A 24,417-nucleotide genomic window follows, 5' to 3' on the forward strand; every position below is an offset into this window, starting at 1 on the left:
GCGCTCGGCGTCAGCGGCGGTCGGCGAAGAAGTCGAGCAGGAGCCGCGAGCACTCCGCGGTGCGGACCCCGGGGTACACCTCGACCACGTGGTTGTGCCGGCGGTCGCGGAGGAGGTCGTGCACGGATCCGGAGGCGCCCGCCTTCTCGTCCCACGCACCGAAGACGACGCGGTCGATCCGCGCCGCCAGGATCGCTCCGGCGCAAAGCACGCACGGCTCGAGCGTGACCACCAGCGTGCAGCCCTCGAGATGCCAGTCGCCGCGGGCCTCGGCCGCCGCGCGGATCGCGACCACCTCGGCGTGCGCCGTCGGATCCCGCCGCAGCTCGCGCTCGTTGCGCCCGAGCCCGAGCACCGCACCCTCCGAGTCGAGGACCACCGCGCCCACGGGGACGTCGCCCCAGCCCGCGGCCCGCCGCGCCTCGTCGAGCGCCAGGCCCATCCACTCCTCGGAGCGGCGGGGGACGCGGAGATCGCTGTCGCGCATCGCTCCCCCTCCTGCGGCGGCCAGCTGCGACCGGTGGGGCGCCGCTCCGGCCAGTAGATTGAGCTTATGCGCGTCCACGTAGCCGACCACCCGCTGATCACCCACAAGCTCACCGTGCTGCGTGACAAGCGCACCCCCTCCCCCACCTTCCGGCAGCTCGCCGAGGAGCTGATGACGCTCCTCGCCTACGAGGCCACCCGCGGCGTCCGCACCCGCACCGTCACCATCGAGACCCCCGTGACGCAGACCACCGGCCTCGCGCTCAGCGACCCGCAGCCGCTGGTCGTCCCGATCCTCCGGGCCGGCCTCGGGATGCTCGAGGGCATGGTCAAGCTCATCCCGACCGCCGAGGTCGGCTTCCTGGGCATGGCGCGCAACGAGGAGACGCTCGAGCCGACCACGTACGCGGAGCGCCTGCCCGACGACCTGTCGAACCGCCAGTGCTTCGTCCTCGACCCGATGCTCGCGACCGGCGGCTCACTCGTCGCGGCCATCCAGTTCCTCTTCGACCGGGGAGCGGTCGACGTCACCGCCGTCTGCCTGCTCGCCGCCCCCGAGGGCCTGGCCGCCGTCGAGAAGGCCTTCGGCGACCGCGACGTGACCATCGTCCTCGGCTCCCTCGACGAGAAGCTCAACGAGCTCGGCTACATCGTCCCCGGCCTCGGCGACGCGGGCGACCGCCTCTACGGCCTCGCGGGCTGAGCCCGCCGGCCCCCGGACGAGCGGGCCTCGCGTCGCACCCCGGAACAGGGAGCCCCGCTGAGCCGTGCCGGTCGGTCGGCGCAGCGAGGGTCTCGACAGCCCCCACCGCGACCGTCCGGCAAAGCCCGTCCTGCGGATCGAGCAGCCCGCGCAGCGGGCGCATCGAGGTCCCCAATCACGGCGCGCGCCTCCTCCCGAGCACCGGAACCACCCCCGACGCGCCGTCCATCCCCACGGAAGTGTTGACGCACCGCACCGGCCTCCGCTTTACTGACGGACATGACTGACACCCTGCACGCCCTGACCTCCCTCGAGGCCACCGGGAATGTCGGCATGATGATGGCCGGTGGCCCCGTCATGTGCTGTCGAATGTGTGCATGAGGAACTGACCTCGCCGGATCCCCGCACCGCCTCCGCCCGCTGATCGTCACGATCGGCTGAGCGTCCGAGGCGCGGACGATCCCCTGGATGCCCCGCATCCGTCTCTGCCGCCACCGCGCACCGCGGGCCGGCTCGATCGCGCACACCCGGATCCGCTCCCTCGGACACTCGTCCCGGATCCGACCAGCCAAGGACTCGTCATGACCCTCCTCCACACCCGCACCGTCCCCGCCGCCACCTCCACCGAGGCGCCCCGCCTCCAGCCGGTCGCCGACGCCGCGCCCGCAGCACCCCGCCTCCGCGCCGTCCCCCAGGGCACCGAGGCCCGCGGCTTCGCCCTGTACGTCGGCATCGACGAGGCCAAGGCCCGCGCCGCCGGAGTCGACCTCGGCCGCCTGGTCGAGGAGCTCAAGCGCGTCACGGCGCAGCTCGCCCCCGACGCCGAGACCTACGCCTCCGTCGCCCTCGCCCCGCAGGGCGCCGGCGGCCGCGACGTGGACGTGGTCCGCCTCGCGCTGCAGGACCCGGCCGCCGTCGCCAAGCGCCGCTCCGACGCCGAGCCCGACCCCGACCGTGCACCCGGCGGCGTCGTCATCGACATCTCCCGCAAGCGCGTCATCCTCGACGAGGAGACCACCCCCCTCACCTACAAGGAGTTCGAGCTCCTCCAGTACCTCGTGCTCCGCGAGGGCCGCACCATCGAGCGCGCCGAGCTCATCGCCTCGCTCTGGGGCGCCGCGGACGTCGACGCGCCGAACGAGCGCACCATCGACGTCCACGTCCGCCGCCTCCGCGCCAAGCTCGGCCGCTACGAGGAGATCGTGCGCACCGTCCGCGGAGTCGGCTACCGCTTCGACCGCCACGCCGACGTCGCCATCCGCTACGCGTCGACGCCGTCGCCGGATCTGTTCTGAATTGTGAGGAGAGCGCTTGCGCTCTCCTCACCGCGGTCGGCTTCACCGGTGGTCGCGATTCGGAGAGCGGGTCGCGACCGGCTAGCGGGAAACGCTGACACGCGTTTCCCGCGTTCGCCTCGAGAGCGGAACGTCCTCCCGACCTCCGGGGATGTGCGCGTACCGCCCCTACCCTGGAAAGGGCTGCTCGGCGGCCTGCTGTGTGGCCGAGGGCGTGGGGGGCGGGCGCGCCTCGCGGGGCAGGACGACGGGGCCGGGCCGCGTCGGCGGGGGACGCGGGCAGAGGGTGCTCGTCGTGTCCGCGGACGGTCAGGGATGGGCTGCGGTTCGGTGCGAACGTCGGAAGGCAGCAGACGGGGCGTCCTGGGTCAGGAGAGAGTCGTGCGGAGCGCGGGCGGGGTGGGGCGGCTCAGGGAGGATTCAGGAAAGAGAGGGTTGCGTCGTTACCGGGTCGTTATATAGTTCAAGTGCGTCGACCGTTTGCTGTGGCGGGAAGCGCGAGAAGTGATTGCAGGACACTCTTGGTGCAAGGGAATGAAGGCCGGCCGCTCGCCTCAGCGGCCGGCCTTCTGTCGTTCCCCCGGCCACCCTCCTCCGGCTCCCCTCCTCCCAGCACCCCGGCGTAGGCTGTACGGCGTCTGGATGTCAGGGAACCGCTTCCTGAGCGCCGAGAAGGAGGACCAGTGGGGTCGAGAGAGGCCGTCGCCGCCTGGGAGTCGCTCTTCCGCGCCCAGGTCCAGGTGATGCGCACCCTGAGCACCGAGTTCCCCTCGCGGGAGATCTCGATGAACGAGTACGACGTGCTCTTCAACCTCACCCGGCAGCCCGGTCGGCGCGCACGGCTGCGCGACCTGAACCGGCACGTCCTCCTGACGCAGCCCAGCGTCAGCAGGCTGATCGACCGGCTCGCCGCCCGCGGCTGCGTCGAGAAGAGCGAGGATCCGGCGGACGCCCGCGGCACGATCATCGCGATCACCGACGAGGGCTACGCGCTCTTCCGCCGCGTCGCGCTCACCCACATGAGGACCATCTCGGAGCAGGTCGGCGGCGTCCTCGACGAGGACGAGCTGAAGCAGCTGACCGCGCTCTGCGACAAGCTCCGCGACGGCATCGCCTCCTCCTGATCCGTCCCCGCTAGCACGGGCCGCAGCGACCGGCCAGGTCTTCGCCGCGGCGCGGGACTCGCGGATCATGGGGGTCACCATGAGTGACACCTCCCCCACCCTCGTCTGGCTCCGCGACGACCTGCGCCTGGCCGACAACCCCGCTCTGCGCGCTGCGATCGGCCGTGGCGGCCCCGTCGCGGTCTGCTACGTGCTCGACGAGGAGTCGGCGGGCATCCGTCCGCTCGGGGGCGCCTCCCGCTGGTGGCTGCACGGCAGCCTCGCAGCCCTCGCCGCCGACCTGCGCGAGCACGGCGCCCCGCTGATCCTGCGCCGCGGGCCGGCCGAGGCCGTCGTCCTCCAGCTCGCCGAGGAGATCGGCGCCGGAGCCGTGCACTGGAACCGCCGCTACGGGAGGGCCGAGCGCACCGTCGACGCGGCGGTGAAGGAATCGCTCCGCAACGGCGGCCTCGAGGCCGAGAGCCACCAGGGCTCGCTGATGTTCGAGCCGTGGACCGTGCAGACCGGCGCGGGCGGCCCCTACTCCGTCTACACGCCCTTCGCCCGCGCCTGCCGCGCCAAGCCGACGCCGCGCGCGCCGCTCCCCCGCCCCCGCTCGCTCGACGGCGTCACGGGAGAGATCGCCTCCGACTCCCTCGACGACTGGGAGCTGCTGCCCACGCGTCCCGACTGGGCGGGAGGGCTGCGCGAGCGCTGGGTCCCCGGCGAGAAGGCGGCGGCCGACCGGCTGCGCGCGTTCCTCGCGGAGCAGCTCGACGACTACGCCGACGGTCGCGACCGGCCGGCGGAGGACGCCACCTCGAACCTCTCCCCGCACCTGAGGTGGGGCGAGATCAGCCCCTTCCAGGTGTGGCACGCCCTGGAGGAGGCGCACGCGAAGGGCCTGCACCGCGGCGACGGCAGCGACCGGTTCCTCTCCGAGGTGCTCTGGCGCGAGTTCTGCTACCACCTGCTGTTCCACTGGCCGGATCTGGCGACCGCGAACTTCGACACCCGGTTCGACTCCTTCCCGTGGGGACGCCCAGGCCAGGAGGCGATCGACGCCTGGCACCAGGGGCGCACCGGCTACCCCCTGGTGGACGCCGGCATGCGCGAGCTCTGGAGCACCGGCTACATGCACAACCGGGTCCGGATGGTGACCGCGTCGTTCCTGATCAAGAACCTGCTGGTCGACTGGCGGGTGGGCGAGGAGTGGTTCTGGGACACCCTGGTGGACGCGGACCCGGCGAGCAACGCCGCGAACTGGCAGTGGGTCGCGGGCTCGGGAGCCGATGCGTCGCCGTTCTTCCGGGTCTTCAACCCGGTCACGCAGTCGAGGAAGTTCGACCCGGCCGGCGAGTACATCCGCCACAACGTGCCGGAGCTGGACGGAGTCGAGGGCGCCGCCGTGCACGAGCCGTGGACGCTCGAGGACACGCTGACCGGAGGCGCGGACGGCTACCCGGCGCCCCTCGTCGACCTCAAGGAGACGCGGGCGCACGCACTGGACGCCTTCGCGCAGATCAAGAGCGCCCCGCGCGACATCTCGCCGAGGGGCGACGACTGAGCGTCGCCGGCTAGACGCGTCCCGCCGGGCCGGTGGAGCGGCCGGACCCGGCGAGCGGGTCCTCATCCCCGCCCTGATCGCGCAGATCGCGGGCCGGGATGCCGACGAGCACCGCCCCGTCGGGCGCGTCCTTCACCACGACGGCGTTCGCGCCCACGCTGACGTCCGATCCGAGCACGAGCGGGCCCAGGACGACCGCGCCGGCGCCGACGACCACCCGGTTGCCGAGCGTGGGGTGCCGACGCTCGCGCCGGGCCGACCTCCCGCCCAGCGTGACGGAGTGGTAGAGCATGCAGTCGTCGCCGATCCGCGCGGTCTCGCCGATGACGACGCCCATGCCGTGGTCGATGAACAGGCGTCGGCCGATGGTCGCACCGGGGTGGATCTCCACCCCGGTCGCCGCGCGCGCCGCCTGGCTGAGCAGCCGGGCGGGCAGGCGGAGGCCCCGCCGCCACCAGGCGTGCGCGACGCGGTGCACCCAGACCGCGTGCACTCCCGGGTAGGAGAGGACGACCTCCACCGCGCTCCGGGCGGCGGGGTCGCGCTCCCGGGCGGTGCGGACGTCCTCGCGGAGCAGGGCGAGGAGCCCGGGACGCTCCGGTCCGGACGGGACGCGGCGCTCCGGCCGACCGTCGCGTCCGGAGCGGGGCGTCCCGGCTCGTCTCGAGGGGCTCAGCTGCGGAGGTCCTCGTACAGGACGGTCGAGATGTACCGCTCGCCGAAGTCGCAGACGATGGCGACGATGGTCTTCCCCGCGTTCTCGGGGCGCTTCGCGACCTCGAGCGCGGCCCACATGATCGAGCCGGAGGAGATGCCGCCGAGGATCCCCTCCTGCGCGGCCATCTCGCGGGCCACCCGCACGGAGTCGTCGAGCGTCACGTCGATGATCTCGTCGTAGACCTCGCGGTCGAGGATCGCGGGGACGAAGTTGGCGCCGATGCCCTGGATCTTGTGCGGACCGGCGGTGCCCTGGGTGAGGAGCGGGGAGTCGATCGGCTCCACTCCGATGATCTGCACGCCGGGCTTGCGCTCCTTGAGCACCTGGCCGACTCCGGTGATGGTGCCGCCGGTTCCGATGCCGGCCACGAAGACGTCGACCTCGCCGTCGGTGTCCTCCCAGACCTCCTCCGCGGTGGTGCGGCGGTGCACCTCGGGGTTGGCGGCGTTCTCGAACTGGCGGGCGAGGATCGCGCCGGGGGTCTCGTCGACGATCGCGCGGGCGCGCTCGACCGCTCCGCGCATGCCCTCGCTGCCGGGGGTGAGCACGATCTCGGCTCCGTAGGCGCGGAGGAGGACCCGGCGCTCGACGGACATCGTCTCGGGCATCGTGAGGACGACCTTGTAGCCGCGGGCGGCGCCCACCATCGCGAGCGCGATGCCGGTGTTGCCGCTCGTGCCCTCGACGATCGTCCCGCCGGGGTGCAGCTCGCCGGAGGCCTCGGCCGCGTCGATGATGGCGACGCCGATGCGGTCCTTCACGCTGTTCGCAGGGTTGTAGAACTCGAGCTTGGCGAGGACCGTCGCCTGGTCGGCGCCCTCCAGCCGGTTGATGCGGACGAGGGGGGTCCTGCCGACGAGCTGGGTCACGTCGTCGTGGATGCGTGCCATGGTGTGCGCTTTCTGCCGGGGCCGGCCGCCCGGGGCCCCGGAGCGGTGGGTGGAACGGGTGCTGCAGCGCCCCTCGGAGCGGCGCTCCCTCCACGATACGGATGCATCGACCCGAGGTCAGCACCCCGGACGCGCCCGCTCCTGCGCATCACCCGCCAGCTCCTCATCTCCACCGGGAGGAGGACGCCCCGCGGGCGCACCCGTCACGTACCATGAAGCCGGGGGATCGCGCGACTGCTCGCGAGGCTTCTCGCCACCCTCCCTCAGATCTCCGCGGCCCGGCGCCGCGTCGAAAGGACGACCGCTCCATGGCACTTCCCACTGCATCCCGCCGCTCCGTCCGGCCGCTCGGGATGTCGCTGCGGGCGGTCATGGGGTTCATCGGGATGAGCGCCGTGGCGGGCGTCCTGATCACCGTCGGCGTCACGCCGGCCCTCGCGCTGACGGGCCTGGCGACGAGCAACACGATCGGCATGTTCCAGAACCTGCCGGGCTACCTCGACGTGGGCCAGCTGATGCAGCGCACCAACGTCTACGCGAGCGACGGGACGACCCTCCTCGCCTCCGTCTACGACCAGAACCGCGTCGAGGTCGGCTGGGACGACGTCGCGCAGTCCGCGAAGGACGCCGCCGTCGCCGGCGAGGACCCGCGCTTCTACGAGCACGGCGGCATCGACCTCCAGGGCACGCTCCGGGCGATCGCCGTCACGCTGACGGGCGACGACCTGCAGGGCGGGTCGTCGATCACGCAGCAGTACGTCAAGAACGTCCTGGTGCAGAAGGCGGAGTCGATCACCGACGAGGCTGCGCGCGACAAGGCCTACCAGGAGGCGACGGACCCGACCCCCGAGCGCAAGCTCAAGGAGATGCGCCTCGCGATCGGACTCGAGAAGGAGGCGTCGAAGGACGACATCCTGCTCGGCTACCTCAACATCGCCCTCTTCGGGGGCACCGTCTACGGCATCGAGGCCGCGGCGAACTACTACTACGGCATCCCCGCGAGCCAGCTCTCGACCTCGCAGGCGGCCGCGCTGCTGGCGATCGTGAACAACCCGGCGAAGTTCCGCTTCGACAACCCGGGCGACGAGGCGAACGGCGCCGCCAACGGCTACGCCGCCACCAAGGAGCGCCGCGACTACATCCTGTCGGAGGAGCTCAAGCACGGCCGGATCGACCAGGCCGCGCACGACGCCGCCGTCGCCGAGCCGATCACCCCGAACATCACGGAGCCCTCGACCGGCTGCACCACCGCCGGCAACGCCGCGTACTTCTGCGACTACGTGCTGAACGTCCTCCGCAACGACTCCGTCTTCGGGGCGACCGACGACGAGCGCTATCAGCGCATCCGCCAGGGCGGCTTCGACGTCGTGACGACCCTCGACCTCGACATCCAGCAGGTCTCGCAGGCGGCGCTCAACGCCTACATCCCCTCCGTCGACCCGCGCTTCCAGGTCGGCGCGACGGCCGCCTCCGTCGAGGCGAAGACGGGCCGCGTGCTCTCCATGGTGCAGAACACGCAGTACAGCCAGGACGAGCAGTTCCTCGCCGCGAACCCCGGCTACAGCGCGATCAACCTCAACGTCGACCTCAGCATGGGCGGCGGCTCCGGCGTGCAGACCGGATCGACCTACAAGGTGTTCACGCTGGCGCAGTGGCTGAAGGCGGGGCACACCGTCAACGAGTCGTTCGCCTCCCCCACCTCCGGCTTCAGCTCCTACCCCCAGAAGTGCAACGTCGAGGGCGACGGCGGCTACTACGGCAAGTTCTCGCCTCGCAACGACGACCCGTCGGAGGACGCGAGCTCGATGAGCGCGCTCGGCGCGACCACGAACTCGATCAACACCGGCTTCATGGGAATGGCGCAGCAGCTCGACCTCTGCGACATCCGCACCACCGCCGAGTCGTTCGGGATGCACCGCGCCGACGGCCGCGAGCTCGCCAACGGGCCGGCCTCGGTCCTCGGGACGAACGAGATCGCGCCGCTGACGGTGGCCAACGCCTACGCGGGGATCGCGAACGACGGCACGACCTGCTCGGCGATCGTCATCGACCGGATCACCGACAGCGAGGGCAACGCCGTCGCCGCCCCGGCATCGGCGTGCACGCCCTCCGTGTCGCCCGAGGTCGCCCGAGGGATGCAGTACGCGATGCAGCGGGTGATGACCTCCGGAACGGCCTACGCCTCGAACCCCTTCGACGGGATCGAGCACATCGGCAAGACGGGCACCACCGACGAGGCCGCCGACGTATGGACGGCGGGCGCCAGCAAGGCCGCCTCCCTGGCGGTCTGGGTCGGCAGCATCAACGGCTTCGCCGACAACACCAAGCAGAACCTGCGCTTCATCAGCCTGACGGGCGAGAAGGGCACCATCCGCGCCTCCAACGCCCGGCACGCCATCTGGAAGCCGATCATGACCGCGCTCGACGAGAAGTACGGCGGCGACGACTTCACGGCACCGCCGGCCTCGATGCTCGCGTACTCGCCCCGATCGGCGGCGAACTCCGAGGTCCCCGACGTCACGGGCGAGACGGTCGAGAGCGCCACGGCGATCCTCACCGCCGCCGGTTTCGTCGTCGGGATGCACGAGTCGGTCGACTCCGCGACGATCCCGGAGGGCTCCGTCGTGTCGACGACGCCGAGCGCGGAGGAGACGGCGGTCGCCGGCGGGGTGATCCCCCTCCAGGTGAGCACGGGCAAGGCTCCGGCCAATCCGAACGACATCTCGGACCTGAACGGCGACCTGATCGAGTAGAGGCGTCGCCCGTCCCGTGAAGGGGCCGATCCCTCCGGGGTCGGCCCCTTCTGCTGTCGCAGGCGCCGGGCCTGCGCGGGCGCCCTCGCGCCGACTCCGGGCGGACGGGCGTCCGGCGCGGCCGTGGCGCGCCTCGTCGGGGATGTCGCAGGCCTCGCCTAGGGTGCTGGTGCAGCGAGAGGATCAATCCTGAAGCGACCGAACGTCCCCGTCTTCCAGCCCCGTCGAACCGTCCACGGGGCTCTCGGTGCGCTGTTCGGATTCATGATCGTCAGCGTCCTGGCGGGTCTGCTCGCCTCGCTCGTGGTCGCCCCCGCCGCCGCGCTCACCGGCGCGGCGACCTCCGGCACCATCTCGGCGTTCCAGTCCCTCCCGAGCTACCTCGAGGTCGGGCGCCTGATGCAGAAGAGCGACGTCTACGCGGGCGACCCGGGCGATCCGACGCTGCTGGCCTCCTTCTACGACCAGAACCGGATCGAGGTCCCGGCCGACCGGATCGCCGACTCCGTGAAGGACGCGCTCGTCGCGAGCGAGGACCCGCGCTTCTACGACCACGGCGGGATCGACCTGCAGGGCACCCTCCGCGCCATCGCCAGCACCTACCTCCTCGACGGCGACACCCAGGGCGGCTCGTCGATCACGCAGCAGTACGTGAAGAACGTGCTGGTGCAGAAGGCCGAGTCGATCCCGGACGAGGCGGACCGCGACCGCGCGTACGCGGAGGCGACGGCGACCACGGCCGAGCGCAAGCTCAAGGAGATGCGGCTCGCGATCGGGCTCGAGAAGGTGTCCTCGAAGGACGACATCCTGCTCGGCTATCTCAACATCGCCCTGTTCGGAGGCACCGTCTACGGCATCGAGGCCGCGGCGGAGTACTACTACGGCATCCCGGCGGCCGACCTCTCCCTCGCGCAGTCCGCCTCGCTCCTGGCGATCGTGAACAACCCCGAGAAGTTCCGCTTCGACCGGCCGGACGACACGGCCAACGGCGAGGCGAACGGCTACGCGCAGACCCGGGAGCGGCGCGACTACATCCTCGACCGGATGCTCGAGACGGGGAGCATCGACCAGGCCGCGCACGACGCCGCGGCCGCCGAGGCGATCACCCCCGACATCACCCCAGCGTCCACCGGCTGCCAGACGGCCGGCAGCGCGGCCTACTTCTGCGACTACGTGACCCACGTCCTCCGCGACGACCCGGCGCTCGGAGCGACCGACGACGAGCGCTACGCGGCGATCAAGCAGGGCGGCATCAAGGTCTACACGACGATCGATCTCGACCTGCAGAGGACCGCGCAGGAGCTGATGGACGAGCAGGTCCCCTCCTCCGATCCGCGCTTCGACGTCGGGGCGACGGCGGTCGCCGTCCAGAACGGCACCGGGCGCATCCTCACGATGGTGCAGAACAAGCGCTACAGCCAGGACCCGGACGTGATCGCGAGCGGGCCGGAGTTCTCGGCGATCAACCTCAACGTCGACGCGTCCGCGGGCGGCGGCAACGGCTTCCAGACCGGCTCCGCCTACAAGGTGTTCACGCTCGCCGAGTGGCTCGACCGCGGGCACACCCTGCTCGAGCAGTTCGACTCGAAGCAGAAGAACTGGACCGGCTTCGCCGACAGCTGCGAGGGCACCTGGGACTACGACTCCTACAACCCCAAGAACGCCGGCGACGGCGGCTACACCGACACCCAGACGGCGCTGTACTCGACGATCTACTCGCTGAACACGGGCTTCACCGGGATGTCGCACCTGCTCGACCAGTGCGAGATCCGCAAGCAGGCCGAGGCCTTCGGAGTGCACCGCGCGGACGGGACCGCGCTCGTGCAGTCGCCGGGAGCGGTCCTCGGCACCAACGAGATCGCACCGCTCACCATGGCGACCGCCTACTCCGGCATCGCCGCGAACGGCACGACCTGCACCCCCGTCGCGATCACGGCGATCGTCGGAGCGGACGGCCGCGAGATCGAGCCGGTGGAGACGACCTGCAGCCGGGCGGTGTCGTCGAGGGTCGCCTCGGCGATGCAGTACACGATGCTCAAGGTGACCGCCGAGGGCACGGGTGTCGAGGACGATCCGAAGAACGGCATCCAGCACATCACCAAGACGGGCACCACCGACAACTCCGCCGACACCTGGGCCATCGGGGCCTCGACCGAGACCTCCCTCGCGGTCTGGGTCGGCAGCATCTCGGCACGCGCGGACGGCTCGAGGGTGAACCTCGACTCGATCGACTTCGACAGCGGCTGGGCGCCCTCGGCACGCCACCGGATCTGGAAGCCGTTGATGACGGCGATCGACTCCCGCTACGGCGGCTCCGACTTCCCGCAGGCCGACCAGTCGCTCATCGCGGCGCCGCAGGCCACCGTGCCGGACCTGTCGGGCCGGACCAGCGACTCCGCCGCGCAGGCGCTGACTGCAGCAGGGCTCACTCCCGGAGCGACGTCGCAGGTCGACTCGCCCCAGCCGATGAACACCGTGGCCGGCACCGGTCCGGCCGCGGGCACCCGCGTGGACAAGGGCTCGGTGGTGGGCGTGCAGCTGAGCACGGGGAAGGCGCCGCCCGCTCCCGCTCCGGGCGGCTGACACCGCTGGACCGGGATGTCGCCGGTCGGCGAGGATCTGCGACGGGAACGGGTCAGGGGGAACGGGTCAGGGAAGCCGGCTCAGGGCTCGACGGCTCCGGCGGGGAGCAGCCCGAACTCGACGAGCTCGTCGTCGGTGAGCAGTCGGCTGCGGATCATGAAGCGCTTGCCCTCGGGTGCTTCGACGCTGAATCCGCTGCCCCGCCCGTCGACGAGGTCGACGGTGAGGTGGGTGTGCTTCCAGTACTCGAACTGGGAGCGGGACATCCAGAAGTCGATCGGGTCCAGGCCGTCGAGCCGGAGCGATTCGACGAGCACGTCCGAGGCGCCGGTGCGGAACATCCCGGCGGGGAAGCACATCGGGGAGCTGCCGTCGCAGCATCCGCCCGACTGGTGGAACATGAGCGGCCCGTGCAGCGCCGTCATCCGGCGGAGCATGCCGGCCGCCTCCGCAGTGACGTCGACCCTCGTGGAGGTCATGGGTGGTGCTCCTTCGCTCGTGGTGCGGAATGTCTGTGTGCGCCCGCCCGCTGACGGCGGACGCTCCTCCGGGCGGCGTCTCGATACGCCGCTGCGCGGACTACTCGATCAGCACGAGCGGGCGGCCCGTCGTCAGGTGCCTCGCCCGCAGGGCCGAGCACCGTCCTTCCGCGCGTCGCGAGGTGCCTCGCCCGAAAGGGCCGAGCACCGTTCTCCCACGCGCCGCCAGATGCCTCGCCCGCAGGGCCGAGCACCGTTCTCCCGCGCGTCGCGAGGTGCCTCGCCCGCAGGGCCGAGCACCGTCCTTCCGCGCGCCGTCAGGTGCCTCGCCCGAAGGGCCGAGCACCGAACGGCGGATCCGCGTGCCAGCGGATCCGTCTCGGTGCGCACGCTCCCCGCTCCTCCCCACCCGGCCACATCAATAAGCCGACCGCGGCACGGGCGACGAGGAACGAGGAGCCCGTGCACACCAGCACCGAACGACGGATCCGCGTGCCAGCGGATCCGTCTCGGTGCGCACGCTCCCCGCTCCTCCCCACCCGGCCACGTCGGCGAGCCGACCGCGGCACGGGCGACGAGGAACGAGGAGCCCGTGCGAACCGACTCAGAAGAAGCCCATCGGTCCTTCCGCGTAGGAGACGAGGAGGTTCTTCGTCTGCTGGTAGTGGTCGAGCATCACCTTGTGGTTCTCGCGTCCGATGCCCGACTGCTTGTAGCCGCCGAACGCCGCGTGCGCGGGGTACTGGTGGTAGGTGTTCGACCAGACGCGGCCGGCTTCGATGGCCCGGCCCGCGCGGTAGAGCTGGGCGCCGTTGCGGCTCCACACTCCGGCGCCGAGGCCGTAGAGGGTGTCGTTGGCGATGCCGATCGCGTCGTCGAAGTCGTCGAAGGAGGTGAGGGCGAGGACGGGTCCGAAGATCTCCTCCTGGAAGATGCGCATCGAGTTGCGGCCCTCGAACACGGTCGGGTTGACGTAGTAGCCGCCGCTGAGCTCGCCGCCGAGGTCGGCGCGGTCGCCGCCGATGAGCAGCTTCGCTCCCTCCTGCTTGCCGATGTCCATGTAGGAGAGGATCTTCTCGAGCTGGTCGTTCGAGGCCTGGGCGCCGATCATCGTGGCGGTGTCGAGCGGGTTGCCCTGTTTGATCCGCTTGACCCGCTCGAGGCCGTCTCCGACGAAGTCGTCGTAGATCGAGCGCTGCACGAGCGCCCGCGACGGGCAGGTGCAGACCTCGCCCTGGTTGAGGGCGAAGAACGAGAAGCCCTCGAGCGCCTTGTCGTAGAAGGAGTCGCGTTCCGCGGCGACGTCGGCGAAGAACACGTTGGGGCTCTTGCCGCCCAGCTCCAGCGTCACCGGGATGAGGTTCTCGCTGGCGTACTGCATGATCAGGCGGCCGGTGGTCGTCTCGCCGGTGAAGGCGATCTTGCGGATGCGCGGGTGGGAGGCGAGCGGTGCGCCCGCTTCGAATCCGAATCCGTTGACGACGTTGAGCACGCCGGCGGGGATGAGGTCGCCGATCAGGTCGAGCAGCACGTGGATGGACGCCGGCGTCTGCTCGGCCGGCTTCAGCACCACGCAGTTGCCCGCGGCGAGCGCCGGTGCGAGCTTCCACACGGCCATCAGGATCGGGAAGTTCCAGGGGATGATCTGCCCGACCACGCCCAGCGGCTCGTGGAAGTGGTACGCGATCGTGTCGTGGTCGATCTCGGAGACGCCTCCCTCCTGCGCGCGGATCGCTCCGGCGAAGTAGCGGAAGTGGTCGATCGCGAGGGGGATGTCGGCGGCGAGGGTCTCGCGCACGGGCTTGCCGTTCTCCCACGTCTCGGCGACGGCGAGCAGCTCGAGGTTCGCCTCCATGCGGTCGGCGATCTTCAGGAGCATGTTCGAGCGCTCGGCGGGGCTGGTCTTCCCCCAACTCGCGAACGCCTTCCAGCCCGCCTCGACGGCGCGGTCGACGTCGGCGGCGGTGCCGCGGGCGATCTCGCAGAAGGGCTTCCCGGTGATCGGGGTGATGTTCTCGAAGTACTGGCCGCTCGCGGGGGCGACGTGCTCGCCTCCGATGTAGTGGTCGTAGCGCGAGCGGAAGGAGGCGACGGATCCCTCCGTGCCTGGATTCGCGTAGACCGTGGAACCGGGCTCCTGCGGTGCCTGCTCGGCGACCTGGTCGGCGTACAGCGTCATGTGGACCTCCATCGACGTCGTTGTCGTGGGCGCGGGGTGGGCGCCCGGTCCTGACGCTACGTCGCGGGGGGTTGCACGACGTTGCACGGGTCGACGCACTGGCGGGAGCGGCGAGGACGGAGACCGGACCGGCCGGGCGGAGACGCGGCCGCCCGAGGAGGAGGGCCCCGCGGCCCGGACCTCAGACGCTCGCGAGCAGGCGCTGGGCGATCCGGCTCATGTAGACGCCGTAGGTCACCGTGGCCGCTGCGGCCCCCGCGCCGACCCAGGACCACACCTGCGGCCAGGCGGAGCCGTCGACGAGGACCACGACGACTCCGATCGCTCCGACCAGCGTCGTCCAGGTGGCGAGCCAGAGGTCGAGGGTTCGGCCGAAGATCCTCGCCATCGGGTAGAAGTGCAGGCCCACGATCACGGCGATCGCCGGCACGAGGAAGCGGTCGAGCCCGGTGCCGGTGAGGACGCCTACCGCGACACCGATCAGCACGCCCTCCGCGGCGAAGACCGCTCCGAACAGCAGACCGTTCGGCTTCGCCGCGCGGTCGGCGTCGGTGAGCTCCACCGCCATCCTCCGCCGGGCGACGAGGAGGCGGACGGCCTGCACGGCGAAGACCACGGCCGCGAGCGCGCAGAGGGTCACGGCGGTCGTCGCCGCCGGTGCCGGCCAGCCGACCGTGGTGTCGCTCGCCCACCACATCGTGAAGACCGCCATCAGGAGCAGACCCCCCGCGACTCCGCTCGCGAGGGCCCGGGGAGGTGGTGCGAGGGTGCTCATGCGTCGAGGCTAGCGAGACGGCTCCGCGGCCTCACGGCTCCGGCGGGACTCCCGGGAGCGACCGGGACGGCTCAGCGCTGCTCCGCCTCGATCGTCTCGAGGTGCGCGGCGACACCGGCACGGCGGGGCGAGCGGGGCGGGAGGACGCGCAGGAGCTCCCGCCACACCTCCGCGTCGTCGCGGCCGTCCGGGCCCTCCGCCCAGGCGAGGAGGGTCGCGGGCGCCGCATCGGCGAGGACGCTCGCCCGCACCCGCAGGCGCAGCTCGCCGGCGATCGCCCGGATCCCCGGCGCCTCGGACGAGGGCAGCGGCGCACCCCGGTAGGCGTCCAGGGCGAGGCGGTGGGAGCCGCGGTCGAGCAGGCCGAGCACCTGGCGGGCGTCGAGGTCGACCGGGCTCGCCAGGCGGTAGGGGCGCGAGAGGGGCACCAGGCGCGGGAGGGTCGGCTCGAGCGCGCGGCGCAGCCGCACCATCTCGGCGCGGACGGTGACCACCGCGTCGTCCCGGCCGTGGAGCAGGAGGGCGAGCTGCTCGGCCGAGAGCCCGGCCCGGTGCCAGGCGAGCAGGGTCAGGATCTCGGCGTGCCGGGTGCTCAGCTCGAGCGTCGCTCCGGCGGCCGTCACCAGGCCCGTCTCGCGCCCGAGGACCCGCAGGCTCGGCGCCCGGGCCGCCGCTGTGCTCCGTGCAGCGGGCCGCCGCGGGCGGAGGAGCCGCTGCACCATCAGCTCGCTCTCGACGGCGGCGGCGGTCGCCTCCATCAGCGGGAGGGTCTGCGGGGCGACGACGTCGGCGCCGCCGGTGATGTCGATCACTCCGAGGATCTCGTGCGTCTCGGGGTCGTGCACGGGGACGGCGGTGCAGCTCCACGGGTGCACGAGCGAGGCGAAGTGCTCGGCGCCGTGGATCTGCACGCCGTGATCGAGCACAAGAGCCGTCCCCGGCGCGGACGTCCCGACGTCGGGCTCGGCCCACGCGGCACCCTCGACGAACGACATCCCCTCGGCGAGGCTCTTGAGGTGCTGGTCCCCGTCGATCCAGAGCAGCCGCCCGAGCGCGTCGCCCACCGCGACCAGCACGCCGCTGTCCTCGTCGGCGTCGCGCACCAACAGGCGGCGGATCACCGGGAGGACCGAGGCGAGCGGATGCCCGGTGCGGTACTCGCGGAGGTCGTCTCCCGAGAACGAGAGCGGTGCCGTCAGCCGGTCCGGGTCGAGGCGCCGCCGCCGTGCGCGCTCCCACGACTCCTCGACCAGCGCGCGCCGCCGACCGCTGCCAGGGCGGGCCAGCCACGGGTTGGTCATGCGCTCCGCCTCGTCGTCGGGTCGGTGGGAGTCGACGCTACTCCGCGGAGCGCGGCGGCGCCTCTCTCCGCGCACCGGAGCGGCCGCGCCCCCGCACCGCCAGCAGCAGCACCGCCGCCACCAGCACCGCGACGCCCAGGACGGCTCCCGTGGTCAGCCGCTCGCCCAGCACCGCCACGCCGAGGAGAGTCGCGGTCGCCGGCTCCAGGAGGGTGAGCGTCGAGACGGTCGCTGCGGGAAGCGCTCGCAGGCCGCGCGCGAAGAAGGTGTAGGCCACGGCGACCGTCACCACTCCGAGCCAGAGCACGGCCGGAATCGAGCCGGAGAGCCGCTACGGATCGCCCAGCAGCAGGAACGGGAGCGCGAGCAGCGCCGCGGCTCCGAACTGGGCTCCCATGGCGGCGACGGGGCTGAGCCCGCGCTCGAGCAGCAGCTTGCCGCAGACGGCGTAGAGCGCGTAGGAGGCGCCGGCGCCGGCCGAGGCGGCGAGGCCGGGGAGCGTCACGCCGCCGGATCCGCCTCCGCTGAGGAGCACCACGCCGACCGCGGCGAGCGCGGTCGAGGCGAACCAGCGCGGGCTCGGCGTCGTCCGCAGGACGAGCCACTCCAGCAGGCCGGTGAAGGCGGGAGCGGAGCCGAGGGCGACGATCGTGCCGACCGCGACTCCGTTCTGCGCGGTGCCGGTGAAGAAGGCGGGCTGGTACGCGGCGACGCCGACCGCTCCGAGCACGACGAGCAGCACGACGGCGCGGGTCGGGCGGGAGCGGCTCCGCCGGCGCAGAGCCTCCACGCCGAGGAGAGCGGCCAGCAGGGCGCCGCCGAGGACGATGCGCGCCGCCCCGAGGAGGAGCGGATCCACGCCCGCCGCTCCGAGGGCCTGGGCGGTCCCCGTCGTGCCGAAGCAGACGGCGGCGAGGAGGACGGCGCCGATCGCCGAGGTCCGGGCCCCGCTCATCCCGCCCCACTCCCCCGGCCGCCTGATGACCGGCTCCCAGTGTCCCAGGGATGGGCGCGTGCTCTTCCGCCTCTCGCACCGGGGGCCCAGGATGGAGGGACCGGACTAGCGGAGGAGCACGACGTGGGCATCGCGGAACCGTTCGACCTCGAGGACCACCACCGCAGCGCGCACGGCGCCCTGCGCGAGCACTTCTCAGTGCGCGAGTTCGAGGAGGTGCCGCTGGACCGCGAGGCCATCGTCGCCACCGCGTACCTGCGGGCGATCGAGCACGCCACCGTGGCCCGGGTGCTCCCCCTCGCGCGCGCCCACCCCGACGAGCAGGTCCGCGCGTTCGCGTCCGTCTGGGCCGCCGAGCGGCACCGGATCGCCGACGCCCTGGGCGACGTGCTCGCGGCCTCGCCGCAGATCCGCGGCATCGACGTCCGCCCGCCGGAGCCGACGGTGAGGTCGCGCCCGCTCCTCGACCGCGCCGCGGCCTCCCTCGCCGGCCCCGTCGCGCTGGCCCTCGCGGTGGACGCCCGGGTCGCGGTGCACGGCTACCGCCGTCTCGCCCGGCTCTCGCTGCACCCCGAGATGGAACGCCTCGCCGAGACGGTCACGGGCATCCTCGAGCGGCAGGCCGACTTCTTCACGGTGCACGCGGCGGGACGCCTCGGACGCCCGCTGCCGCGCAGGGTGCAGGCGGCCGGCCTGCTCGCCGTGCTGCGCCTCCCGATCGGCGAGGCCGACCTGCCGGAGGCTCTCGCGCGCGAGGGCCGGGAGCTCGTCTTCGGCCGGGACGACGGCGGACTCGACGGGATCGACGCGGGCGTCGTCGCGGCGTTCGCGCTGCCCTGCACGGCGGCACGGCGGCTCGTGCACCCGTACCGGCCGGTGTCGATCCGTGCCGCGCACCGCCTCGGACGGCTCGCCGCCGACACCCGCGCCGCCGTCACGACCCTGCTGGAGCAGGTGCGCGAGTAGCGGCGGCGCTCAGCCCAGCAGCTCGCGCACGTCCTCGGCGGTGATCCCGCCGGTGGCCGCCGCGCCGTCGTCCGACATGACCGCGGCGAAGAGCGCGGCCTTCGCCTCCTTGAGGGCCATCACCTTCTCCTCGATCGTGTCCTTCGCGACCAGGCGGTAGACCATGACCGAGCGGGTCTGGCCGATGCGGTGCGCGCGGTCGACCGCCTGCGACTCGGTGGCGGGGTTCCACCACGGGTCGAGCAGGATGCAGTAGTCGGCCTCGGTGAGGTTGAGCCCGAAGCCGCCGGCCTTGAGCGAGATCAGGAACACGCCCGCCGCGCCCGAGCGGAACCGCTCGATGACCTCGTCGCGCTTCTTCGTCGCTCCGTCGAGGTAGGCGTACTCGATGCCCGCCGCGTCCAGCCGCCCGCGGACCCGGCCGAGGAACCGCGTGAACTGGCTGAACACCAGCACGCGGTGCCCCTCGCCGAGGGCGTCGCCCAGCAGCTCGTCGAGCAGGTCGAGCTTGGTCGAGGGCACGCTCTCGTGCGCCTCGTCGACCAGTGCCGCGTCGAGCGCGACCTGGCGCAGCACGGTCAGCGCGCGGAAGATCGCGAAGCGGTTCTTCTCGAAGTCGCCGATCAGGCCCAGCACGCGCTGCCGCTCCCGCGCCAGGTACGTGTCGTAGACCTTCCGCTGCTTCGGGCCGAGCTCGACCTCGAGGGTCTGCTCCTGCTTGGGCGGCAGCTCCTTGGCGACGAGCTCCTTGGTGCGCCGCAGCATCAGCGGGCGGATGCGCCGCCGCAGCTGCGAGAGCTTCTCGCTGTCGGCCTCGCGCTCGATCGGCTTCTGGTAGAACTCGACGAACCCGGCGGGCGAGGGGAACAGGCCCGGAGCGACGATCGACAGCAGCGACCAGAGCTCCATCACGTTGTTCTCCATCGGCGTTCCCGTGATGGCGAGCTTGAAGGGCACGTCGAGCCGGCGCGCGAGCTGGTGCGTCGCCGACTGGCGGTTCTTGACGAACTGCGCCTCGTCGAGGAGGAGCCCCGACCACTGGATTCCCGAGTACGACTCGTAGTCGAGCCGGAACAGGGCGTAGGAGGTGACGACCAGCTCGGCCTCGCCGATGACGCTCGACAGCGCCTTCCGCTTCTTCTTCGACGTCTCGTCGATCCCGACGACGCGGAGGTCCGGGGCGAAGCGCTTGGCCTCGCCGACCCAGTTGGGCACCACGCTGGTGGGCGCGACGACGAGGAACGGGCGCGGCGAGGTCCCCGCCTCCGCGGCCGCGGCGCGCTGCTCCTGCATCACCCGGGTGACCAGGGCGAGGGACTGCACGGTCTTGCCCAGGCCCATGTCGTCGGCGAGCACGCCGCCGAGCTGGTTGTCGTAGAGGAACGAGAGCCAGTCGTAGCCGAGCTGCTGGTAGGGCCGCAGCTCCACGGCGAAGCCCTCGGGCAGGACCCGCGACTCCAGCGCACCGGTCGCGGTGAAGCCGGAGAGCCCCTCCACGGAGCGGCGCCACGCGGCGGCCTGGGCCTCCACGACGCCCAGCTCGACCAGCTCGTCCCAGAGGGAGGACTGGAACCGGCTGATCCGCAGGGTCTCGCCGGGATCGTCCGAGAGCTCGCGGGCCTCGGCGATCAGCTCGCGGAGGCGGCCGAACCGCTCGTCGTCGAGGGCGAAGTAGACGCCGCTGGGCAGCACCATGTACTCGTCGCCGCGGGCGAGCGCGAGGAAGATCTCGGCCAGCGGGACCGCCTCGTCGTTGACGGTGACGGAGATCTCGAGGTTGAACCAGTCGCGGCTGTCGGGCTGGGCGACGGTCTGCACGGCGACCACGGGGGCGGTCTGCGCCTCGCGGTACTCGACGCGCTCGCCGATCTCCTCGATCTCGACGGTGCCCAGCTCGCGGAGCCGCTCGACCTCGCCGGTGAGGAAGCCGACGGTCTGCATGCCGCGCAGGTCGAAGGTGGGGCGCAGGCGCCTGCTCGACGGGGACACCAGGGCCGGCGTCGACTCCGGGTCGAGACCCGCTCCGACGAGGGAGTCGAGGATCCGCTGCTCGGCCTCGGGGTCGCGGTAGCCGGCGTCCTCGCCGACCCGCAGCGGGAGCCGCTCGGCGTCCACGCCGCCGCGCGCCCCCTCCACTCCGTAGCGCCACCACCACGAGCCGCGCAGGCCCGCGCCGTCGGTGTGCTCGAGGGTGAGGCCGAGGCGCGGCTCGGGCACCGCGGGCGCCTCGAAGGAGCCGTCGCGGGAGACGATGTCGAACAGCCGGTGCAGCCGCTGGTAGTGCTCGGTGAGGAACGCCGACTCCTCGGCCACCGGGATGCGGATGGCCTCGCGGCTCCAGAGGAACGTGCGCGCGGAGGACAGCAGCGGCGCGGCGAACGGGATGAGCGTGACCGGGCGGGCGCGCATCTCGTCGCCGCCCTCCCACGTGTAGAGGCCGACGGCCGGGTCGCCGATGAAGCCGAACTCCTCGGGCGCCGGGTGGTCGCCGATCGCGACGAGCGAGCGCAGCTCGAGGCCGGCGGCGGTGCGCGTGACGTCGATGGAGGCGGTGGCCGTCGTGTCGAGGATCTTCAGCGGCGTCTGGTCGCGGTCGCCCATCACCAGGCCGATGCCCGCGCGGACGGCTCCGTGCAGGGCCGCCCAGATCGCCTCGCTCCGGCACTGGTCGAGGTAGAGCCAGGTGTCGGGCGAGTAGTAGCTGGAGGCGCTGTGCCCGGAGAGCAGGCCCTGCATCTCGCGGATCACGTCGATCTGGCGCTCGTCGTAGTCGTGGCTGTAGTGCAGGTAGCCGAGGTCACGCCAGCTGGTGCCGGTGCGGACCCAGCGATCGCGGTCGCCCATCCGCACCGGGCGCACGCCCAGGCGCGGGCGCGGCTCGGGCGGCGGCCGGTAGGAGTTGTAGCGGCCGGGCGGGCGACGCACGGGCTCGCCGGGCAGCAGCTCGAACTGCAGGCCGAGCGGGATGCCGGTGTGCGAGCGCTCCGCGCCGGCGAGGAGCGGGGCGAGCGCGCTGCGCCACTCCGGGACGGCGTCGACAGCGGCCTCGCCCGGGAAGGGACCGGCCACTCCGCCCTCGCGCTCGCGGCGCAGGGCCTCGATCAGGACGGCCGCGACGTGCTTGCACTCGTGCTTGACCGGGCAGCTGCAGGCGCCGCCGAGGAGGGTCCAGTGCTCGCCCTCGTCGCGGAGCTGCACGCTCACGGCGTACGGCGAGCGCCCGGATCCGCGGACCTGGCCGAAGAGGCGGGTGCGGCCGCCGAACCACTGCAGCTCGCGCACGCGGCCCTCGTCCGCGTACGCGGTGCCCTTCTCGACGGCGGCGGTTCCGACGAGGGCGCGGATGTCCTGCTCGGAGAAGGGCTCGTGGCCGGCGGTCACCGGCCCGGGTGCGGCCGACGGCAGCACCTCACCGGGGGGACTCTGGCGGGCCATGGACCTCACGCTCTCCGCGCTCGAACGAGCGCATCCGTCTATTCAACCCGATTCCGGAGGCGCTGCGAGCCGCGGGCCGGGATCCGTGGAGGACGCACGGCCGTCCCTACGATGGAGGGATGCCCCGTCTGGCCGTCGTCTCGGCGCACACCTCCCCGCTCGAGCAGCCGTCGACGGGCGACGCGGGCGGGATGAACGTGTACCTCGCGGCGGTGCTCCCGGAGCTGGCTGCGCTCGGCTGGGAGATCGAGGTGCTGACCCGCGGCGAGGGCGTCCGGATGCTCGCGCCGGGTGTGCGAGTGGTCGGCGTGCCGGTGCCGGCGGGCGACAAGTACGCGCTGGTGGCCGCGGCGCCGGAGTTCGCGCGCGCCGCGGAGGGGGCCGACGTCGTGCACTCCCACTACTGGGTGTCGGGCCTCGCGGGGGCGCTCACCGGCAGGCCGCACGTGCACTCGATGCACTCGGGCTCGCTCGCGAAGAACGCCCGGCTCGCCCCGGGCGACGTCGCGGAGCCGCAGCAGCGGATCGACGCGGAGCGCTCCGTGCTCGCCTCCGCCGACGCGATCGTGGTGGCGGGCGCCTCGGAGCGGGAGGACGTCGTCAGCGGGTACGGCGCGGATCCGGACCGGGTCGTCGTGGTGCCGCCCGGAGTCGACGCGCGGTTCCGCCCGGGCGGCGGCGAGCGCTCCGGAGTCGTCCTGGTCGGCCGGGTGCAGCCGCTCAAGGGCCAGCTGCTGGCGGTCGAGGCGCTCGCGGCGATGGCGCCGGCGGAGCGGCCGGTGCTGCGGCTGGTGGGCGGGGCGGCACCGGGCCGGGAGTCGTACCTCGACGCGGTGCGCGCCGCGGCGGCTCCGCTGGGAGATCGAGTGCTGATCGAGGGGGCCGCCGACCGCGACCGGGTGGCGGAGCGGCTCCGGAGCGCGCAGCTGGCGCTCGTACCCTCGGCGGCCGAGACCTTCGGGCTCATCGCGCTCGAGGCGGCCGGCAGCGGCACTCCGGTACTCGCACGCAGGACGACCGGCCTGGTGGACGCGGTGCGCGACGGCGGGAGCGGCGTGCTGCTCGACTCCGACTCCCCCGCGGCGTGGGCCGAGGCGATCCTGACCCTGCTGGGCTCGCCCGGTGAGCTGGCGCGCCTCGGCCGCGGCGGCGTCGACTGGGCGGCCGCCCACTCCTGGCCGGCCGCAGCCGCCCGGCTGGACGCCGTCTACCGCGGCCTGTCGGCCCGCTGAGGGAACCCCGGAGCGTCGAGGGACCCAGCGCCTCCGGAAGACCTCGACGGGTCGGGGCTCCCTCGGTGCAGGGAGGGGGTCAGTCGGCGATGGCGGGGGCCCCGGGGTCGAGGCGGGCGCCGCGAGTGGAGCGGTACCAGGGAGCGAGGCGGTCGGGCGAGACGGCGACCATCGCGGCGCCCGTGAATCCGGCGTCGTTGCCGAAGCGGGCGGGGACGATCTCGGTGCCGATGTCGAGGAAGCGGGCGAACTCGTCGAAGACGTGCGCCGCCGCGCCGCCGATCACGAACAGCTGCGGCGAGAGCAGCATCTCGAGGTGCCGGTAGTAGACGCTGAGGCGACCCGCCCACTCCTCGAGGGTGATGCCCTCGCGCCGGACGGCCGAGAAGCCGACCTGCGGCTCGAAGTCGGGACCGTCGATGTGCAGGTGCCCGAGCTCGGAGTTGGGGATCACCACGCCCTCGTGGACGAGCGCCGTCCCGATGCCGGTGCCGAGGGTGGTCAGCAGGAGGAGGCCCTCGCGTCCGCGCATCGCCCCGAACTCGCGCTCGGCGACTCCTGCCGCGTCCGCGTCGTTGACGACGACGACGTCGACCCCGGTCGCCTCCGAGAGGAGGGCCTGCGCGTCGAGCCCGACCCAGCGCTGCGAGACGTGGGTGGTCTGGCGGACGACGCCGCCGCGGACGATCCCGGGGAAGCCGACGCCGACGGGCGTGCCCGCGATCGGCGAGACGTCGCGGACGATGCCGGCGATCGCCTCGGCGAAGTCCTCGGGCTCCTTGCCCAGCGGGTTCGCGACCGCGAAGCGCCGAGCCGCCCGCTCGCCGGTGGTGACGTCGACGAGGGACGCCTTGATCGACGTCCCCCCGATGTCGACGCCGACGGCGAAGCGCGGGAGGAGGCCGTCGTGGGGCTGGGTCACGGATGCTCCGTCTGCAGTGGTGGCGAGTGCGGGGACTCGGGAGAACGGTCGGCCCGTCGGATCCGGGATCGCGAC

19 protein-coding genes are annotated in these 24,417 nt (G+C 72.7%); 8 read left to right on the forward strand and 11 right to left on the reverse strand.

The features are described 5' to 3' along the window. Positions 1-10: 10 nt before the first annotated feature. On the reverse strand, positions 11-487 hold the full coding sequence (locus C5B95_RS02650; RefSeq protein ID WP_219813803.1) for a nucleoside deaminase: 477 nt from the start codon (positions 485-487) through the stop codon (positions 11-13). Between the two features lie 66 nt (positions 488-553). Here C5B95_RS02650 and upp point away from each other — a divergent pair, with 66 nt between their 5' ends. The 4 genes from upp (at position 554) to C5B95_RS02670 (ending at position 5,154) form a co-directional block, all read left to right on the forward strand. Continuing rightward, positions 554-1,189 (forward strand): uracil phosphoribosyltransferase, encoded by a 636-nt coding sequence (gene upp / locus C5B95_RS02655; RefSeq protein WP_104224850.1) that lies wholly within the window; start codon positions 554-556, stop codon positions 1,187-1,189. A gap of 581 nt (positions 1,190-1,770) precedes the next feature. Next, a complete protein-coding gene (locus C5B95_RS02660; protein ID WP_104266721.1) occupies positions 1,771-2,484 on the forward strand; it encodes a winged helix-turn-helix domain-containing protein in 714 nt (237 codons plus the stop codon). 743 nt (positions 2,485-3,227) lie between these two features. Beyond that, positions 3,228-3,608, forward strand: a complete 381-nt coding sequence (locus C5B95_RS02665; RefSeq protein WP_104247054.1) for a MarR family winged helix-turn-helix transcriptional regulator — start codon at positions 3,228-3,230, stop codon at positions 3,606-3,608. A 79-nt stretch (positions 3,609-3,687) separates the two neighbouring features. Beyond that, positions 3,688-5,154: a deoxyribodipyrimidine photo-lyase gene (locus C5B95_RS02670; protein WP_104266779.1), complete on the forward strand. Its 1,467-nt coding sequence runs from the start codon at positions 3,688-3,690 to the stop codon at positions 5,152-5,154. Between the two features lie 10 nt (positions 5,155-5,164). Here the strand turns inward: C5B95_RS02670 and epsC are convergent, their stop codons facing one another. Together epsC and cysK are read right to left on the reverse strand one after the other, a co-directional pair. Continuing rightward, positions 5,165-5,731, reverse strand: coding sequence for a serine O-acetyltransferase EpsC (gene epsC / locus C5B95_RS02675; RefSeq protein ID WP_104348498.1), 567 nt, complete (start codon positions 5,729-5,731; stop codon positions 5,165-5,167). A gap of 95 nt (positions 5,732-5,826) precedes the next feature. Then, positions 5,827-6,762 carry a cysteine synthase A gene (cysK, locus tag C5B95_RS02680; RefSeq protein ID WP_104237779.1) on the reverse strand — a complete coding sequence of 312 codons (936 nt, stop codon included), beginning with the start codon at positions 6,760-6,762 and terminating at the stop codon, positions 5,827-5,829. A gap of 308 nt (positions 6,763-7,070) precedes the next feature. Here cysK and C5B95_RS02685 point away from each other — a divergent pair, with 308 nt between their 5' ends. After that, positions 7,071-9,515: a penicillin-binding protein gene (locus C5B95_RS02685; RefSeq protein WP_159939720.1), complete on the forward strand. Its 2,445-nt coding sequence runs from the start codon at positions 7,071-7,073 to the stop codon at positions 9,513-9,515. Positions 9,516-9,779: 264 nt separating this feature from the next. Further along, on the forward strand, positions 9,780-12,098 hold the full coding sequence (locus tag C5B95_RS02690) for a transglycosylase domain-containing protein (RefSeq protein ID WP_104348406.1): 2,319 nt from the start codon (positions 9,780-9,782) through the stop codon (positions 12,096-12,098). 80 nt (positions 12,099-12,178) lie between these two features. Here C5B95_RS02690 and C5B95_RS02695 read toward each other — a convergent pair whose 3' ends face one another. The 6 genes from C5B95_RS02695 to C5B95_RS02715 all read right to left on the reverse strand — a co-directional run bounded on the left by C5B95_RS02695 (position 12,179) and on the right by C5B95_RS02715 (position 17,787). Next, positions 12,179-12,577 carry a DUF779 domain-containing protein gene (locus tag C5B95_RS02695; RefSeq protein ID WP_104249764.1) on the reverse strand — a complete coding sequence of 133 codons (399 nt, stop codon included), beginning with the start codon at positions 12,575-12,577 and terminating at the stop codon, positions 12,179-12,181. A 604-nt stretch (positions 12,578-13,181) separates the two neighbouring features. After that, entirely contained in the window at positions 13,182-14,756 is a 1,575-nt protein-coding gene (locus C5B95_RS02700) for an aldehyde dehydrogenase family protein (protein ID WP_104226069.1), read from the reverse strand. Positions 14,757-14,937: 181 nt separating this feature from the next. Beyond that, entirely contained in the window at positions 14,938-15,531 is a 594-nt protein-coding gene (locus tag C5B95_RS02705) for a hypothetical protein (protein WP_146076477.1), read from the reverse strand. 71 nt (positions 15,532-15,602) lie between these two features. Next, positions 15,603-16,832 carry a GAF domain-containing protein gene (locus tag C5B95_RS02710; RefSeq protein ID WP_104224191.1) on the reverse strand — a complete coding sequence of 410 codons (1,230 nt, stop codon included), beginning with the start codon at positions 16,830-16,832 and terminating at the stop codon, positions 15,603-15,605. Between the two features lie 37 nt (positions 16,833-16,869). Then, complete coding sequence (locus C5B95_RS17780) at positions 16,870-17,139, reverse strand: DMT family transporter (protein WP_258059747.1); 270 nt, start codon at positions 17,137-17,139, stop codon at positions 16,870-16,872. Between the two features lie 24 nt (positions 17,140-17,163). Next, positions 17,164-17,787: an EamA family transporter gene (locus C5B95_RS02715; protein WP_258059748.1), complete on the reverse strand. Its 624-nt coding sequence runs from the start codon at positions 17,785-17,787 to the stop codon at positions 17,164-17,166. A gap of 123 nt (positions 17,788-17,910) precedes the next feature. On the opposite strand from C5B95_RS02715, the gene C5B95_RS02720 reads away from it, so the two are divergent. After that, positions 17,911-18,753, forward strand: a complete 843-nt coding sequence (locus C5B95_RS02720) for a hypothetical protein (RefSeq protein ID WP_104249760.1) — start codon at positions 17,911-17,913, stop codon at positions 18,751-18,753. A 9-nt stretch (positions 18,754-18,762) separates the two neighbouring features. Here the strand turns inward: C5B95_RS02720 and C5B95_RS02725 are convergent, their stop codons facing one another. Further along, a complete protein-coding gene (locus tag C5B95_RS02725; RefSeq protein WP_104224188.1) occupies positions 18,763-22,188 on the reverse strand; it encodes a DEAD/DEAH box helicase in 3,426 nt (1,141 codons plus the stop codon). A gap of 119 nt (positions 22,189-22,307) precedes the next feature. On the opposite strand from C5B95_RS02725, the gene C5B95_RS02730 reads away from it, so the two are divergent. Then, positions 22,308-23,420 (forward strand): glycosyltransferase, encoded by a 1,113-nt coding sequence (locus C5B95_RS02730; protein ID WP_104348407.1) that lies wholly within the window; start codon positions 22,308-22,310, stop codon positions 23,418-23,420. A 79-nt stretch (positions 23,421-23,499) separates the two neighbouring features. On the opposite strand, the gene C5B95_RS02735 is transcribed toward C5B95_RS02730, so the two are convergent. Further along, on the reverse strand, positions 23,500-24,342 hold the full coding sequence (locus C5B95_RS02735) for an ROK family protein (RefSeq protein WP_244229583.1): 843 nt from the start codon (positions 24,340-24,342) through the stop codon (positions 23,500-23,502). Positions 24,343-24,417: the final 75 nt, after the last annotated feature.

It is taken from the genome of Rathayibacter sp. AY1A7, assembly GCF_002930845.1.
Classification (GTDB): Bacteria; Actinomycetota; Actinomycetes; order Actinomycetales; family Microbacteriaceae; genus Rathayibacter.